We start from the raw sequence: 15,147 nt of genomic DNA, 5'->3' as shown, positions 1-15,147 counted from the left end.
GGTCTCGACCCGGTCGCCACTTGCGTGGTCACGGGGGATACGTCCGTGGACCGCGAAGTGTTCAGCATGTGGAACGACGATGGTGGGGAAGAAGTCATGCCCGAAGAGCAAGAAGTTGAAATCTACCGCGCCCGGACGCTGGCCGAGAAGGTGTGGGAGGAGCACGTGGTGCGCCGCGCCGACGGCGAGCCGGACCTGCTGTACATCGACCTGCACCTGATCCACGAGGTCACCTCGCCGCAGGCCTTCGACGGCCTGCGCCTCGCCGGCCGCCGGGTACGCCGTCCGGACCTCACGGTGGCGACCGAGGACCACAACGTGCCGACCGTCGACTGGGACAAGCCCATCGCCGACCCGGTCTCGCGCACCCAGGTCGAGACGCTGCGTCGCAACGCCGAGGAGTTCGGCGTGCGGCTGCACCCCCTGGGCGACAAGGAGCAGGGGATCGTGCACATCATCGGTCCGCAGCTCGGGCTCACCCAGCCGGGCATGACGATCGTCTGCGGCGACAGCCACACCTCCACGCACGGCGCCTTCGGCGCGCTCGCCTTCGGGATCGGGACCTCCGAGGTGGAGCACGTGCTCGCCACGCAGACGCTCCCGCAGAGCCGGCCCAAGACGATGGCCGTCACGGTCAACGGCTCGCTGCCCGACGGCGTCACCGCCAAGGACCTCGTGCTCACGCTGATCGCGCACACCGGCACCGGTGGCGGACAGGGGTACGTCGTGGAGTACCGCGGCCCGGCGATCGAGGAGCTCTCGATGGAGGGCCGCATGACGATCTGCAACATGTCGATCGAGTGGGGCGCGAAGGCCGGGATGATCGCTCCCGACCAGACCACCTTCGACTACATCGAGGGCCGTCCCGAGGCGCCGAAGGGCGCCGACTGGGACGCCGCCGTCGAGCACTGGCGCTCGCTGCGCACCGACGCCGACGCGACCTTCGACAAGGAGATCGTGCTCGACGCCTCGACCATGACGCCCTTCGTCACCTGGGGCACCAACCCCGGGCAGGGCGTGCCGCTGGGCGGCGCGGTCCCCGACCCCGCCGACCTCGAGGACGCCGACGACCGCGTCGCCGCCGAGAAGGCCCTGGAGTACATGGCGCTCGAGGCCGGCACGCCGATGCGCGAGATCTCCGTCGACACCGTCTTCGTCGGCTCGTGCACCAACGGCCGCATCGAGGACCTTCGGCTCGCCGCGGAGGTGCTGCGCGGCCGCACCGTGGCCGCCGACACGCGCCTGCTCGTCGTCCCGGGCTCGGCGCGGGTCCGGCTGCAGGCGGAGGACGAGGGTCTCGACGTCGTCTTCAAGGAGGCGGGCGCGGAGTGGCGGGGCGCCGGGTGCTCGATGTGCCTGGGCATGAACCCCGACCAGCTCGCGCCGGGCGAGCGCAGCGCCTCGACGTCCAACCGCAACTTCGAGGGTCGCCAGGGCAAGGGCGGGCGCACCCACCTGGTGTCCGTGCCGGTCGCGGCCGCGACCGCGGTGCGCGGGACCCTGTCGAGCCCCGCCGACTTGGAGCCCGTCGCCTCGGGCGAGGAGGTCTGAGATGGAGAAGTTCACCCAGCACACCGGCATCGGCGTCCCGCTGCGCCGCAGCAACGTCGACACCGACCAGATCATCCCGGCGTCCTACCTCAAGCGCGTCACCCGCACGGGCTTCGAGGACGGGCTCTTCGCCGCCTGGCGCAACGACCCCGGCTTCGTGCTCAACCGCGAGCCGTACGCCGCCGGCTCGGTGCTGGTGGCCGGTCCCGACTTCGGCACCGGCTCCTCGCGCGAGCACGCCGTGTGGGCGCTGCAGAACTACGGCTTCCGGGCCGTGGTCTCGCCGCGCTTCGCCGACATCTTCCGCGGCAACTCCGGCAAGGCCGGGCTGGTGGCGGCACAGGTCGACGAGAAGGTCGTGCAGCGGCTGTGGGACCTGCTGGAGGCCGAGCCCGGCACGACGGTGACGGTCGACCTGGAGTCGCGCACCGTGCGTGCCGGTGAGGGTCCCGACGCGGTCGAGGACTCCTTCGACATCGACGACTACACCCGCTGGCGGCTGCTCGAGGGACTCGACGACATCGGGATCACGCTCTCGCACGCCGACGACATCGACGCCTTCGAGGCCGCGCGCCCGTCGTACAAGCCGGTCACGCTGCACTGACCCGACCGGTCGGGCACGGCAATTGCGTGTCCCGACACGCGTGGCCGCCGTTGTGGTGGTGATCACTTTTGCCTAGCCTGCGTGGGGCATAGTCGGGCGTCGGGCTCGGCGGCGGTCCACGAAAGGGACACCCCTGTGAACAAGAGCCAGCTGATCGACACCCTGGCGGCGCGTTTCGAAGGCAACCGCAAGGCAGCGGCCCACGCGCTCGACTCGGTGCTCGACACGATCACGCGCGAGGTCGCGAAGGGCGAGAAGGTCGCCATCACCGGCTTCGGCTCCTTCGAGAAGAAGGTGCGCGACGCGCGGTGGGTGCGCAACCCCGCCACCGGCGCGCGGATCAAGGCCAAGAAGAAGTCGGTGCCCAACTTCAAGGCCGGCGCTCAGCTCAAGGACGTCGTGTCGGGCGCGAAGAAGCTGCCCAAGCTGACGATCGCGACGGTGGAGAAGGCGACGCCGGCCTCGGCGACGTCGGCCGCGCGGGCCGCGGCGAAGAAGGTCACCGGTGGCAGCGCCGCGAAGCGCACGTCCTCGACGGCGAAGAAGAGCACGCCCGCCGCGTCGACGACCAAGAGCGCGCCCGCCAAGAAGTCGACGACCAAGAAGGCGACCGCCACGAAGTCGACGGCGGCGAAGAAGTCGACCGCCAAGAGCACGCCGGCCAAGAAGTCCACGGCCACGAAGTCGACCGCCAAGAGCACCCCGGCGAAGAAGTCGACGGCCACGAAGTCGACCGCCAAGAGCACGCCGGCGAAGAAGTCGACGGCGAAGAAGTCGACGACGTCGAGCACGCCGGCCAAGAAGTCGACGGCCAAGAAGTCCACGGCCAAGAAGGCGACCGCCACGAAGTCGACCGCCAAGAAGGCGCCGGCCACCAGCTCGGCGACGAAGAAGGCAGCGGCCAAGAAGGCCTGAGGCCCGCTCCAGACACACCCGGGGCCGTCGGCCCCTCACTCACCCGCGTGGCGACCCATCGCCGCGCGGGTGAGTCGTCCCAGGCCCAGCTCGATCGCGGCGCGCAGGTCGGCCTCCGTGTCGACGTCGTGGCGCAGCGAGGCCACCTCGGCGCGCACCGGTCGCGCGCCCGACTGCTCGTGCAGGTGGGCCGAGTCCGGCCCGAAGTGGGGGTCGAGGTGGACGCCGGGTCCGGCTGCGAGCAGCGTCGTCCCGGTGCCCGCGGTGTCGGCGACGTACCACCGCGGCGCGGTCGAGCCGGTCAGTGCGGTCGTCAGGTCGTCGGTGCGCAGCGCGGGCAGGTCGCCGCACATCGCGGCGACGCCCAGGTCGGGGTGACGCAGGCGGACCGTGCGCTCGGCGTGCCGCAGCGCGGCGTTGAGGTCGCCGCCGCCCCCGTCGGGCAGTGTGCGGGTGCCGCTGGGTCCGAGCCCCTGCTCGTCGGTCACGACGTAGAGATGGTGCACGGCGGGGCTCGCGAGCGCGGCCTCCAGCGCGTCGGCGACGAAGGCTCGCATCAGCTCGCGGCGGTCGGAGGCCGGCGTGACGAGACGTGACTTGGCGGTGTCGAGCGACTTGACCGGCACCAGCAGGCAGAAGGACATCGCGGCCGATCCTCGCAGCCTCCGCGACGACCGCGGGCAGTAGGCTCACCGTCGGCCGACCCCAGCGGCCGGTCCGGGACGAGGAGGTGCGTGTGGCCACGGTGCGCAAGCTGGAGCAGCGACCCGGCTGGGCGTACGCCGTGGCCGCCGGCCTGGTGCGGCCCACGCTCAGCCTGGCCACCAAGCGCGACTGGATCGACGGGGAGAAGGTGCCCGCGACCGGTGGGTGCATCGTGGTGGTCAACCACATCTCGCACCTCGACCCGCTCGCCCTCGGCCACTTCCTCTACGACCACGGCCGGCTGGTGCGCTACCTGGCCAAGGAGGCGATCTTCCGCACCCCGGTGCTGGGCACCATCGCCGCCGGGGCCGGGCAGATCCCCGTCTACCGGGAGACCGAGCGTGCCGGTGGCGCCTTCGACGCCGCCGTCGCCGCGGTCGAGGCCGGCGAGTGCCTCGGCGTCTACCCGGAGGGGACCATCACCAAGGACCCCGACGGCTGGCCGATGCGGGGCAAGACCGGGGCGGCCCGGATCGCCCTCGCGACCGGCGCCCCGGTGATCCCCATCGGCCAGTGGGGTGCGCAGGAGGTGCTGCCGGCCTACACCGTGCGACCGCACGTCATCCCCCGCCGTACGACGCGCTTCAAGGTGGGCGACCCCGTCGACCTCGACGACCTCGCCGGCCAGCCGCTGACCCCGCAGGTGCTGCACCAGGCGACCGACCGGATCATGGCCGCCGTCACCGCGCTCGTCGAGGACCTGCGCGGCGAGACCGCGCCGCCGGTGCGCTTCGACCCTGCGACGTCAGGCGGCCACGTCATCGGCAACCCCCGCAAGCCCCCGAAGGAGACGCGCGGATGAGCGAGCGCACCAAGGTCGCGGTCTTCGGAGCCGGCTCGTGGGGCACCGCCTTCAGCCTGGTGCTGGCCGACGCCGGCCACCAGGTGACGCTGTGGGGCCGCCGCCCCGAGGTCTGCCGCACCATCAACGAGACCCGCGAGAACGCCGAGTACTTCCCCGGCATCGCGCTGCCCGACACCGTCTGGGCGACGCCCGATCCGGCCGAGGCCGCGTGGGAGGCGTCGTACGTCGTGCTGGCGGTGCCGTCGCAGAAGCTGCGGGAGAACCTCTCGGAGTGGACGCCGCACCTGCCGCCCGACGCCGTCTTCGTCTCGCTCATGAAGGGCATCGAGCTCGGCACCACCAAGCGGATGAGCGAGGTCATCGCGGAGGTCACCGGCGCCGGGCCCGAGCGGCTCGCGGTCGTCAGCGGCCCCAACCTCGCCCGCGAGATCGCGATGCGCGAGCCGGCGGCGAGCGTGGTCGCCTGCGCCGACGAGGCCGTGGCCCGCCGCGTGCAGGCGCTCTGCCACAGCCAGGCCTTCCGCCCCTACTGGAGCCGCGACGTGCTCGGCTGCGAGCTCGGCGGGGCGTACAAGAACGTGATCGCGCTGTGCGTCGGCATGGCGGTGGGGCTCGGCTTCGGCGACAACACCACGGCGTCGCTGATCACGCGCGGGCTCGCGGAGACGGCCCGGCTGGCCAACCGGCTCGGCGCCGACCCGATGACGGTCATGGGGCTGGCCGGCCTGGGCGACCTGGTCGCCACCTGCTCCTCGCCGCTCTCGCGCAACCGCACCTTCGGCGAGCGGCTCGGCCAGGGCATGACCACCGAGGAGATCGTCGCCTCGACCCGGCAGGTGGCCGAGGGCGCCAAGTCGTGCGCCTCCATCTACGACCTCGCCGCCCGGCACGGCGTCGACGCCCCCGTCGCCGAGCACGTCGACCGCGTCGTCCGCGGCGAGATCTCCGCGCGCGAGATGATGTACGCCTTCATCGCCCGCGACACCAAGCACGAGCAGGACTGACCAGGGCGGTCCCTCAGCGGGCCGAGACGTCGAGCGCCTGGGCCAGGTCGTCCCAGAGGTCCTCGACGTCCTCGATGCCGACCGAGAGGCGCAGCAGCCCCTCGGGGATGGTGGCGGCCTCGGTCTTCCAGCGGCGCCGGCGCTCGAGGGTCGACTCGACGCCGCCCAGCGAGGTGGCGTAGACCCAGAGCCGGGTGGCGTGCTGGACGACGTCGGCCGCGTCGCCGGAGTCGAGCACGATCGCGACCATGCCGCCGAAGCCGGGGTAGCGCACCTCGCGCACCTGCGGGTGGTCGGCCAGTCGTCGGCTGAGCTCGGCGGCGTTGGCCGAGGCCCGCTCGACGCGCAGCGGGAGCGTGCGCAGCCCGCGCAGCGCGAGGTAGGCCTCCAGGGTGCCGGGGGCGGCGCCGATCATGTCGCGGCGCTGCTTCAGCACGGCGTACAGCTCGTCGTCGCGCGTGACGATCGCGCCCATCAGCACGTCGGAGTGACCGGCGATGTACTTCGTCACCGAGTGCAGCACCAGGTCGGCGCCCTGGTCGAGCGGCTGCTGCAGCACCGGGGTGGCGAAGGTGTTGTCGACGACGACGTAGGCCCCGGCCGCGTGCGCGGCGCGCACGATCGCCGGGACGTCGGCGACCTCCATCATCGGGTTGGTCGGCGTCTCCACCCAGACCAGCGCGGCGTCGTCACACGCCGTCACGACCGCGTCGGTGTCGGAGATGTCGACGAGCTCGACCTTGACCCGGCCGCGCATCTCCAGGTCGGCCAGCTGCGTGATCGAGCCGAGGTAGGCGTGCCGCGGCGCCACGACCTTGCCGCTGGGGCCGACCAGGTCGAGGATCGTGGCGACCGCCGCCAGCCCGCTGGCGTAGGACAGGCACCGCGCGCCCTGCTCGCCGCCCTCGAGCCCCGCGAGCGCCTCCTCGAAGGCCGCCCACGTCGGGTTGGCGTAGCGGCCGTACTCGCGGTCGCCGCCGGCAACGTACGTCGAGGCCATCGTGATGGGCTCGTTGAAGGGCTGGTCGGGCTCGTGGGGAGGGCGTCCCAGGTGGACGGCGCGGGTGGTGGGGTGCACCCACCCACCGTAGGGCGCGCGCGGCGGGTCCGGCGGGTGGGGCGGCCCACGCCGTAGGGTCGGTGCGTGAGCTCGCGCACTCGGGTGGCCGTCGTCTTCGGAGGCAGGTCGGAGGAGCACTCGATCTCCTGCATCTCCGCCGGCAGCGTCATCGCCGCCCTCGACCCGGAGCGCTACGACGTCGTGCCTGTCGGCATCGCCCGCGACGGCCGGTGGGTGCTGGAGGCCGCCGACCCCGATCGGCTCGCGCTGGGCCCGGCCGGGGAGCTGCCGTCGGTCAGCGGCACCACCGAGGTCACGCTCACGCCCGGCCAGGGCCTGGTGGTCACCGAGCCCCGCGACGTGCCCACGCTGCTCGGCGAGGTCGACGTCGTCTTCCCCGTCATGCACGGGCCGTGGGGCCAGGACGGCACCCTGCAGGGACTGCTCGAGATGGCCGGGGTCCGCTACGTCGGCGCCGGCGTCACCTCCAGCGCGGTCGGCACCGACAAGCACTTCATGAAGCAGGTCTTCCTCGCCGCGGGACTCCCGGTGCTGCCCTACGTGCTGGTGCGGCCGCGGCAGTGGGAGCACGACCCCGCCCTGGTGCGGGAGGCGGTGGCGGCGCTCGGCTACCCCGTCTTCGTCAAGCCCGCGCGCGCGGGCTCGAGCTTCGGCATCAGCAGGGTCGACGCCCCCGCCGGTCTCGACGACGCGGTGGAGGAGGCGCGCCGGCACGACCCGAAGGTGCTGGTCGAGGCGGCCGCGCCGTCCGGGGCGCGCGAGCTCGAGATCGGCGTGCTGCAGGGCCTGGCGGGCGACGCCCCCGAGACCAGCGTCGCCGCCGAGATCACGGTGCACGGCGACCACGTCTTCTACGACTTCGAGGCCAAGTACCTCGAGGAGAGCTACGTGCTGCCGGCGGAGGTCGACGACGAGGTGCTCGGCCGGATGCGGGAGCTCGCGGTGCGTGCCTTCGAGGCGCTCGACGTCGAGGGGCTCGCGCGCGTCGACTTCTTCTGCCTCGACGACGGGCAGCTGCTCCTCAACGAGGTGGAGACCATGCCCGGCTTCACCGCCACCTCGATGTTCCCGCTGATGTGGCAGCACACCGGGCTCGACTACCCGGCGCTGGTCGAGCGCCTCGTGCAGCTGGCGCTGCAGCGCTCCACCGGCCTGCGCTGAGCCGGGCACGCTGGTCCGCCCTCACGAGCAGCGGCGCACCTCGACGGTCTCCGCGCGCACGGCGTCGGCCAGGTCGGTGAGCACGTCGACCGGAGGACGCAGCTCGGCGGGCACCGTCACCTCCACGCGGGGGTCACGGCCCACCGTGGTGAGCACGGCGTCGGCCGACTGGTCCTCGGCCACCTCCTCGGGGGCGAACCAGTCGACGTCGGCGACCACGTCGCACCGCGAGACGGGGGTCAGCTCCTCGGGCTCGGGCACGCCGCAGCGCAGCTCGACCGCGGCGCCCCACGCGACGGCGTACTCCTCGGTGGTGGTGCGGGGCAGCCCCTCCAGCCGGTCGGGGAGCGCCGCGACCAGGTCGCGGCAGGCGGCCTGGGTCTCGGGGTCCTGCGGGCCGGCGTCGCCGCCGCAGCCGGCGAGCAGCAGTCCACAGCACGCAGCGACGCCCGCCACCAGCGGTGACGGGCGTCGGCGTGCGACGGGCCGGGCGCTCAGATGTGCACCACCGGGCAGGTCAGCGTGCGGGTGATGCCGTCGAGGGTCTGCACCTTGGCGACGACCAGCTTGCCGAGCTCGTCGACGTTGCGGGCCTCGGCGCGCACGATCACGTCGTAGGGGCCGGTGACGTCCTCGGCGAGGATGACGCCCTTGATCTCGGTGATCTGGCGGGCCACCTCGGCCGCCTTGCCGACGTCGGTCTGGATCAGGATGTAGGCCTGCACGACCATGTGCGCCTCCTCGAGGTGTGGGTGGTCGGCCGCCTCTACCCAGGTGCGGCCGGTTCCTGGGCGCAACCTACCCGACCCCACCCGGGTGGTGGTACACGCATCCGTGCGCGGTGGGCGCCCCCGGGCGTGCTGGGATGGAGCGCATGAGCGGCAAGACCCTGGGCCAGGCCGGCGAGCACCACGTGGTGGGCGCGCTCGCGCGACGCTTCCCCCAGGGCGAGCACGTCTACGTCGGGCCGGGTGACGACGCCGCCGTGCTCCGCACCCCCCGCGGGCACGTGGTGGTCTCCACGGACGTGCTCGTCGAGGGACGGCACTTCCGCCGCGAGTGGGCGCCGGCCCGGGCGATCGGCCGCAAGGCGGCGGCGGCGAACCTCTCCGACGTCAACGCCATGGGCGGGCGGGCCCACTCGCTCACCGTCGGTCTCGTCGCCCCGCCCGACCTGAGCACGGACTGGCTCGAGGAGCTCTGCGACGGCCTGGCCGAGGAGGCCGACCTGGTGGGCGCGAGCATCGTGGGGGGCGACCTGACCGCGGGCTCGGAGATCGTCGTGGCCGTGACGGTGCTCGGCACCTGCGACCAGGCCCCGGTGCTGCGAAGCGGCGCCGCCCCCGGCGACCGGGTGGCGCTGGCGGGCCGGCAGGGCTGGGCGGGCGCGGGCCTGGCGGTGCTGACGCGCGGCTTCCGCTCGCCCCGCGCCCTGGTCGAGGCCTACCAGCGCCCCGAGCCGCCGTACGCCGCCGGGCCGGAGGCCGCCGTCGCCGGGGCGACCTCGATGATCGACGTCTCCGACGGCCTGCTCGCCGACCTCGGCCACCTCGCCGTCGGCTCGGGCGTCGGGATCGACGTGCGCAGCGCCGCCTTCGAGCTCGCCGAGCCGATGCGGGCGGTCGGCGCGGCCCTCGGCGTCGACCCGATGCAGTTCGTGCTCGGCGGGGGGGAGGACCACGCGATCGCGGCGACCTTCCCCGCGGACGCCCGGCTGCCCGCGGGCTTCGTCGAGATCGGCACCGTCGCCGCGGCCGCTCCCGACGGCCCCGTCGTCACCGTCGACGGGGCGGCGTACGACGGACCCACCGGCTGGGACCACTACGCCTCCCGCTGACCCGGCGCGTGCACCCGGCAGGCGTCGGAGACGACACGACCGCCCGTGCGGCGAGCGCGTCGGTGGACGCGGCGCGGCAGGGCGGTCGGTCGGTGCGGCCCGTCAGGCCTGTGGCGACACCCTCGGGACCGAGGGAGGCGCCGTGGTCACGCGACGACGTGCGTCAGCGGGTGACCTTGCCCGACTTCAAGCAGCCGGTGCAGACGTTGAGGCGCTTGGGCGCACCGTTGACGGTGGCGCGGACGCGCTGGATGTTGGGGTCGAAGCGGCGCTTCGTGATCTTGCGCGACCACGGACGGTTGTTCCCGAAGCCAGGCTTCTTGGCGCAGATGTCGCAGACGGCAGCCACCGCGAACTCCTCGATGAGACGGACGAACTAGAACAGGGGGGCCCGAGCGGACTCGCTCCGGGCAACCGCACGAGAATATCGCAGTCCGCGGGTGGCGCCAAAACGTCGGAGGGTGCGACTACGGTGTGCCCGATCGGGACGGGGAGCAGCATGACAGCAGCGGGCCCACGCGAGGGCACGGAGGGCACCACGGGCACCGGCGCGCCCGGGGCCGTGGCGACCTTCGACCTCGCGATGCTCACGGCGTACGCCGACCTCGCGGTGGCCCAGGCGGCGGCCACGCGTGAGGAGGTCGACGCGCTCAACGTCTACCCGGTGCCCGACGGCGACACCGGCACCAACGTCTACCTGACCCTCGAGAGTGCCCGTGACGCGCTGCGCGAGGCCGTCGCCGAGCGCCCGGGCGACCTGCGCCACGCGCTGGCGGCGTACTCCCGGGGCGCGCTGCTCGGCGCGCGGGGCAACTCCGGGGTGATCCTGAGCCAGCTGCTGGGCGCCTTCGTGCGCCGCGTGCGTGACGCCGGCCCGCACGACCGGTCGGCACCGGTCTTCGCCGAGGGGATGGAGCAGGCCGCCGCGGCCGCCTGGGCCGCCGTGGGCAGCCCCGTCGAGGGCACCATCCTCAGCGTCGCCCGCGCCGCCGCGCAGGCGGCGGTGCAGGAGGCCGCGCACCCGGACGCCCGGCTCGGTGCGGTGGTGCACACCGCATCGGTGGCGGCGCGCGAGGCGCTCGCGCGCACCCCGGAGCAGCTGCCGGTGCTCGCCCGGTCGGGCGTGGTCGATGCCGGGGGACGGGCGCTGTGCGTGCTGCTGGGGGCCCTCGAGACGGTGCTGACCGGCGAGACCGCGCTCACCTCGCCGCCCGTGCTGGGCACCACGGCGCTGCCCCGCGCCGTGCCCACCGACGACCTGACCGAGGGCGGGCCGGCGTACGAGGTGATGTACCTGCTCGCCGCGGAGCCCGAGGCGGTGGAGGCGCTACGCGCCGAGCTCGCCCCGCTCGGCGACTCGCTGGTGGTGGTCGGGGGCGACGGGCTGTGGAACGTCCACGTGCACGTCGACGACGTCGGGGCGGCGATCGAGGCCGGGGTGCGGGCGGGCCGGCCCCACCGGATCGCGGTGACGCACTTCGCCGAGCAGGTCGAGCGCGGGCGTGGGCGCGCGGCCGAGCGGCGGCGCACCGGCCGCGGGGTGGTCGCGGTGGCGGCGGGCAGCGGCCTGGCCGAGCTCTTCGCCGGCGCCGGGGCGGTCGTCGTCCGCGGCGGGCCGGGGCGCCGTCCGAGCACCGGCGAGCTGCTGGCCGCGATCGAGCAGACCGGCGCGGCCGAGGTCGTGGTGCTGCCCAACGACCCCGACTCGGTGGCGGTGGCCGAGGCCGCCGCGCGCGAGGCCGACGCGCGCGGCGTCCACGTCGTCGTGGTGCCGACGCGGGCGCAGGTGCAGGGCATCGCCGCCCTGGCCGTGCACGAGCCCGGGCGGCCGCTCGACGCCGACGTCGTCCACATGACCGACGCCGCGGGCGGGGCCCGCCACGGTGCCGTCACCGTGGCGGCCACCGACGCGATGACCACGGCCGGTCCGTGCTCGGCGGGCGACGTGCTGGGCGTGCTGCAGGGCGACTTCGCCGTCGTCGGCGACGACCTGCTCGAGGTCGCCTGCGAGGTGCTGGGTCGGCTGCTCGACGGCGGCGGCGAGCTGGTCACGGTGGTGGCGGGGGAGGGCGCCGGCGACCTGGCCGAGCGCTGCGCCGCCTGGGTGGAGCGCACCCGGGCCGGTGTTGACGTCGTCGTGCACCGGGGCGAGCAGCCGCGCTACCCCCTGCTGGTGGGGGTGGAGTGATGGCCGAGTGGGTCTACTGGGACTCCCCGGTCACCACGATCGAGGGTCGGGCCGGCAAGCAGAAGATCTCCGGCGTCGCCGGGATCGAGACCGTCGGCGACCTGCTGATGACGCTGCCGCGCACCTACGTCCGCAAGGGGTCGCTCAGCGAGCTCGACGAGCTGGGCGAGGGCGACCTCGTCTCGCTGGTGGGCCGGATCACGCACAGCAAGCAGCACACCTGGATCGACAAGCGCACCCGTCGCACCGCCTACCGGCAGGAGGTGGTGGTCGCGACCGAGGGGCGCACCTTCAAGCTCGTCTACTTCGACCGCAACGCCGGCACCGCCGCCTGGCGCACCCGCGAGACCGCCGTGGGGCGCTTCGGCGTCTTCAGCGGCAAGCTGCGCTGGTTCCGCGACGAGTGGCAGCTGGCCAACCCGCTGTCGAAGATGTTCGGCGACGACGGCACGCCCGAGGAGCAGCCGCCGCTGATCCCGATCTACCCCGAGCACGGCAAGGTCACCACCTGGCAGTTCGAGGACGCCGTCCGGCTCGCGCTGACGCTCGTCGAGCGCGTGCCCGAGGTGCTGCCGCCGGCGGTGCGCGAGGCCGAGGACCTCACCTCGCTGGCCGACGCCCTCGGTGGCCTGCACCGCCCCCGCACCTGGGCCCAGCTGGCCACGGCCCAGCAGCGCGTGGTCTTCGAGGAGGCCTTCGTCGCGCAGGTGGTGCTCGCCCGTCGCCGCGCCGAGCTCGCCCGCCGCACGGCCGTGCCGCGGCCCCACGTCGAGGGCGGGCTGCTCGATGCCTTCGACGCCGTGCTGCCCTTCACCCTCACCGCCGGCCAGCAGCGGGTGGGGGAGGAGCTCGCCGTCGAGCTGGCCCGGCCCACCCCGATGCACCGGCTGCTGCAGGGCGAGGTGGGGTCGGGCAAGACCCTGGTCGCGCTCCGGGCGATGCTCCAGGTCGTCGAGGCCGGCGGGCAGGCGGCGCTGCTCGCGCCCACCGAGGTGCTGGCCCAGCAGCACGAGCGCTCGCTGCGCGCGATGCTCGGCGACCTCGCCCGGGGCGGCGAGCTCGGGATGCCCGCCGAGGCCACCCGCCTCACCCTGCTCACCGGCTCGGCCACCGCCGCCGTGCGCCGCCAGGCGCTCGCCGACGCGGCCGGCGGCGACGCGGGCATCGTGGTCGGCACGCACGCGCTGCTGGAGGAGCGGGTGCAGTTCGCCGACCTGGGCCTCGTGGTCGTCGACGAGCAGCACCGCTTCGGGGTCGAGCAGCGCTCCGCGCTCGCCGCCAAGGCCGGCTCCCCGCCCCATGTGCTGGTCATGACGGCCACCCCGATCCCGCGCACGGTCGCCATGACCGTCTTCGGCGAGCTCGACACCTCCACCCTCAGCGAGCTGCCGGCCGGCCGGGGCGAGGTGCAGACCAGCGTCGTGCCCACCCGTGCCCGGCCGGAGTGGCTCGACCGCGCCTGGGAGCGGGTGCGCGAGGAGGTCGCCGCCGGCCGGCAGGCCTACGTCGTGTGCTCGCGCATCGACCCCGACCTGGAGAGCGAGGAGGCGCCGCTCTTCGCCGTCGACGAGCTGGCGCCCGAGCTGGCCGAGGGCGCGCTGGAGGGCCTGCGGGTCGAGGCGCTGCACGGCCGGATGGGGCCCGAGGAGAAGGACGCGGTGATGACCGCCTTCGCCGCCGGGGAGGTCGACGTGCTGGTCTCGACGACCGTGATCGAGGTCGGGGTCGACGTGCCCAACGCCACGGTGATGGTCGTGCTCGACGCCGACCGCTTCGGGGTCTCGCAGCTCCACCAGCTGCGCGGTCGCATCGGCCGCGGCGGCCACGCCGGGCTCTGCCTGCTCGTGAGCGCCGCCGAGCCCGGCGGCTCCTCGATGTCGCGGCTCACCGCCGTCGCCGCCACCCGCGACGGCTTCGAGCTCTCCCGCGTCGACCTCGAGCAGCGCCGCGAGGGCAACCTGCTCGGCGCCCAGCAGAGCGGCGGCCGCGGCGGCGGCTTCCGGCTGCTCTCGGTGCTCAAGCACGAGGACGTCATCGCCCGCGCCCGCGAGCTCGCCGCGGCGCACGTCGGGTCCGACCCCGAGCTCGCCGCCGACCCCGACCTCGCCGCGGCGGTCGCGGGGCTCGAGGAGTCCGAGCGCGCCGACTACCTCGAGAAGACATGACGCGCATCATCGGGGGCAGCGCCGGGGGCCGGCGGCTGCGCACGCCGAGTGGCGACGCGACCCGGCCCACCACCGACCGCGCCCGCGAGGCGCTCTTCTCCCGGCTGGAGTCGCTGCTGGGCCCGCTCGACGGCCTGCGGGTGCTCGACCTGTACGCCGGCTCCGGGGCCGTGGGTCTCGAGGCGCTCTCGCGCGGCGCGGCCGTGCTCACCGCGGTCGAGCACGACCGCCGCACGGCTCGCCTGGTCGCCGACAACGCCCGCACGCTCGGCTTCCGGGCCGTGGAGGTGGTGGCGCTGCCGGTCGCCCGTGCGCTCGCCGCGCCGCCGCGGGCGCCGTACGACCTCGTCTTCGCCGACCCGCCCTACGACCTCGACGCGGTCGAGGTCGACCAGGTGCTCGCGCTGCTCGCCGGCCACGGGTGGCTCGACCCCGGCGGCGTGCTGGTCCTGGAGCGCTCCTCGCGCAGCGCCGAGCCGGGCTGGCCCGACGGCTGGGAGGTCGAGCGGCGCAAGGACTACGGCGAGACCGCCCTCTGGTACGTTCGCGCCGCCTCGCCACCCCCGACCCCACGCCAGGAGGGCGACTGATGCGCCGCGCCGTCTGCCCCGGGTCCTTCGACCCCGTGACCAACGGTCACGTCGACATCATCGCCCGCGCCGCCCGCCTCTTCGACGAGGTCGTCGTCGCCGTCGGGGTCAACAAGGGCAAGTCGCGCGCGCGGCTCTTCACCTCCGAGGAGCGGATGGCGCAGCTCGAGGAGGTCTGCGCGGCCTTCCCCAACGTCACCGTCGCCGGCTTCGAGGGGCTGCTCACCGACTTCTGCGTGGCCCACGACGTGCACGCCATCGTCAAGGGGCTGCGCGCGGTCACCGACTTCGACTACGAGCTGCAGATGGCCCAGATGAACTCCTCGCTGGCCGACGTCGACACCGTCTTCGTGCCCTGCAGCCCGGAGTATTCCTTCCTGGCCTCCTCGCTGGTCAAGGAGGTGGCGACCTTCGGCGGCGACGTCTCGGGGCTGGTGCCCCCCGAGGTGCTGGGGCAGCTCACGGCGCGCCTGGCCGAGCGGGCGGCCGAGGAGGACTGAGGCCCCGGGGCGCCCACCGGCGCCGATTGGCCCATCCCGCG

General features: G+C 74.2%; 16 protein-coding genes. 11 read left to right on the top strand and 5 right to left on the bottom strand.

The features are described from left to right. The first annotated feature begins 96 nt into the window (after positions 1-96). From leuC to IG63_RS21945, 3 genes are all read left to right on the top strand, one after another. Entirely contained in the window at positions 97-1,551 is a 1,455-nt protein-coding gene (leuC, locus tag IG63_RS0100745; protein ID WP_051706000.1) for a 3-isopropylmalate dehydratase large subunit, read from the top strand. Between the two features lies 1 nt (position 1,552). Next, entirely contained in the window at positions 1,553-2,155 is a 603-nt protein-coding gene (gene leuD, locus IG63_RS0100740) for a 3-isopropylmalate dehydratase small subunit (RefSeq protein WP_030482468.1), read from the top strand. A gap of 135 nt (positions 2,156-2,290) precedes the next feature. Then, positions 2,291-3,070, top strand: coding sequence for an HU family DNA-binding protein (locus IG63_RS21945; protein ID WP_084596448.1), 780 nt, complete (start codon positions 2,291-2,293; stop codon positions 3,068-3,070). 35 nt (positions 3,071-3,105) lie between these two features. Here IG63_RS21945 and cofC read toward each other — a convergent pair whose 3' ends face one another. Next, positions 3,106-3,714 (bottom strand): 2-phospho-L-lactate guanylyltransferase, encoded by a 609-nt coding sequence (gene cofC / locus IG63_RS0100725; protein WP_030482465.1) that lies wholly within the window; start codon positions 3,712-3,714, stop codon positions 3,106-3,108. Between the two features lie 92 nt (positions 3,715-3,806). Between cofC and IG63_RS0100720 the strand changes: the two genes are divergently transcribed. Next, complete coding sequence (locus IG63_RS0100720; protein WP_157209961.1) at positions 3,807-4,577, top strand: lysophospholipid acyltransferase family protein; 771 nt, start codon at positions 3,807-3,809, stop codon at positions 4,575-4,577. After that, the gene (locus tag IG63_RS0100715; RefSeq protein WP_030482463.1) at positions 4,574-5,584 is read left to right on the top strand and encodes an NAD(P)H-dependent glycerol-3-phosphate dehydrogenase; all 1,011 of its coding nucleotides are present in this window, start codon (positions 4,574-4,576) and stop codon (positions 5,582-5,584) included. The genes IG63_RS0100720 and IG63_RS0100715 overlap by 4 nt, the downstream gene beginning before the upstream one ends. A 13-nt stretch (positions 5,585-5,597) precedes the next feature. Here the strand turns inward: IG63_RS0100715 and IG63_RS0100710 are convergent, their stop codons facing one another. After that, positions 5,598-6,662: a trans-sulfuration enzyme family protein gene (locus IG63_RS0100710; protein ID WP_030482462.1), complete on the bottom strand. Its 1,065-nt coding sequence runs from the start codon at positions 6,660-6,662 to the stop codon at positions 5,598-5,600. Positions 6,663-6,728: 66 nt separating this feature from the next. Between IG63_RS0100710 and IG63_RS0100705 the strand changes: the two genes are divergently transcribed. After that, positions 6,729-7,826, top strand: a complete 1,098-nt coding sequence (locus IG63_RS0100705) for a D-alanine--D-alanine ligase family protein (protein ID WP_030482461.1) — start codon at positions 6,729-6,731, stop codon at positions 7,824-7,826. A 21-nt stretch (positions 7,827-7,847) separates the two neighbouring features. Here the strand turns inward: IG63_RS0100705 and IG63_RS0100700 are convergent, their stop codons facing one another. Both IG63_RS0100700 and IG63_RS0100695 read right to left on the bottom strand, forming a co-directional pair. Further along, positions 7,848-8,282 carry a DUF3515 domain-containing protein gene (locus IG63_RS0100700; protein WP_051705998.1) on the bottom strand — a complete coding sequence of 145 codons (435 nt, stop codon included), beginning with the start codon at positions 8,280-8,282 and terminating at the stop codon, positions 7,848-7,850. 38 nt (positions 8,283-8,320) lie between these two features. Further along, positions 8,321-8,557, bottom strand: a complete 237-nt coding sequence (locus IG63_RS0100695) for an Lrp/AsnC family transcriptional regulator (protein WP_030482459.1) — start codon at positions 8,555-8,557, stop codon at positions 8,321-8,323. Positions 8,558-8,691: 134 nt separating this feature from the next. Between IG63_RS0100695 and IG63_RS0100690 the strand changes: the two genes are divergently transcribed. Next, positions 8,692-9,663, top strand: a complete 972-nt coding sequence (locus IG63_RS0100690; RefSeq protein WP_425411765.1) for a thiamine-phosphate kinase — start codon at positions 8,692-8,694, stop codon at positions 9,661-9,663. Between the two features lie 163 nt (positions 9,664-9,826). Here the strand turns inward: IG63_RS0100690 and rpmB are convergent, their stop codons facing one another. Then, a complete protein-coding gene (gene rpmB / locus IG63_RS0100685; RefSeq protein ID WP_030482457.1) occupies positions 9,827-10,012 on the bottom strand; it encodes a 50S ribosomal protein L28 in 186 nt (61 codons plus the stop codon). A 150-nt stretch (positions 10,013-10,162) separates the two neighbouring features. On the opposite strand from rpmB, the gene IG63_RS0100680 reads away from it, so the two are divergent. The 4 genes from IG63_RS0100680 to coaD are packed head-to-tail and all read left to right on the top strand — an operon-like array spanning position 10,163 to position 15,106. Next, on the top strand, positions 10,163-11,851 hold the full coding sequence (locus IG63_RS0100680) for a DAK2 domain-containing protein (protein ID WP_084596444.1): 1,689 nt from the start codon (positions 10,163-10,165) through the stop codon (positions 11,849-11,851). Beyond that, complete coding sequence (locus tag IG63_RS0100675) at positions 11,851-14,016, top strand: ATP-dependent DNA helicase RecG (protein ID WP_030482455.1); 2,166 nt, start codon at positions 11,851-11,853, stop codon at positions 14,014-14,016. Before IG63_RS0100680 ends, IG63_RS0100675 begins: the two co-directional genes overlap by 1 nt. Continuing rightward, the gene (rsmD, locus tag IG63_RS0100670; RefSeq protein WP_030482454.1) at positions 14,013-14,606 is read left to right on the top strand and encodes a 16S rRNA (guanine(966)-N(2))-methyltransferase RsmD; all 594 of its coding nucleotides are present in this window, start codon (positions 14,013-14,015) and stop codon (positions 14,604-14,606) included. The genes IG63_RS0100675 and rsmD overlap by 4 nt, the downstream gene beginning before the upstream one ends. Then, positions 14,606-15,106: a pantetheine-phosphate adenylyltransferase gene (gene coaD / locus IG63_RS0100665; protein WP_030482453.1), complete on the top strand. Its 501-nt coding sequence runs from the start codon at positions 14,606-14,608 to the stop codon at positions 15,104-15,106. Before rsmD ends, coaD begins: the two co-directional genes overlap by 1 nt. The last annotated feature ends 41 nt before the right edge of the window (positions 15,107-15,147 follow it).

Origin of the sequence: Nocardioides aequoreus (genome assembly GCF_000720335.1) — a bacterium.
In the GTDB taxonomy this organism is placed as follows: Bacteria; Actinomycetota; Actinomycetes; order Propionibacteriales; family Nocardioidaceae; genus Marmoricola; species Marmoricola aequoreus.
The sequence above is the reverse complement of the archived record's forward strand: the minus strand, read 5'-3'. Positions and strand labels throughout refer to the sequence as shown.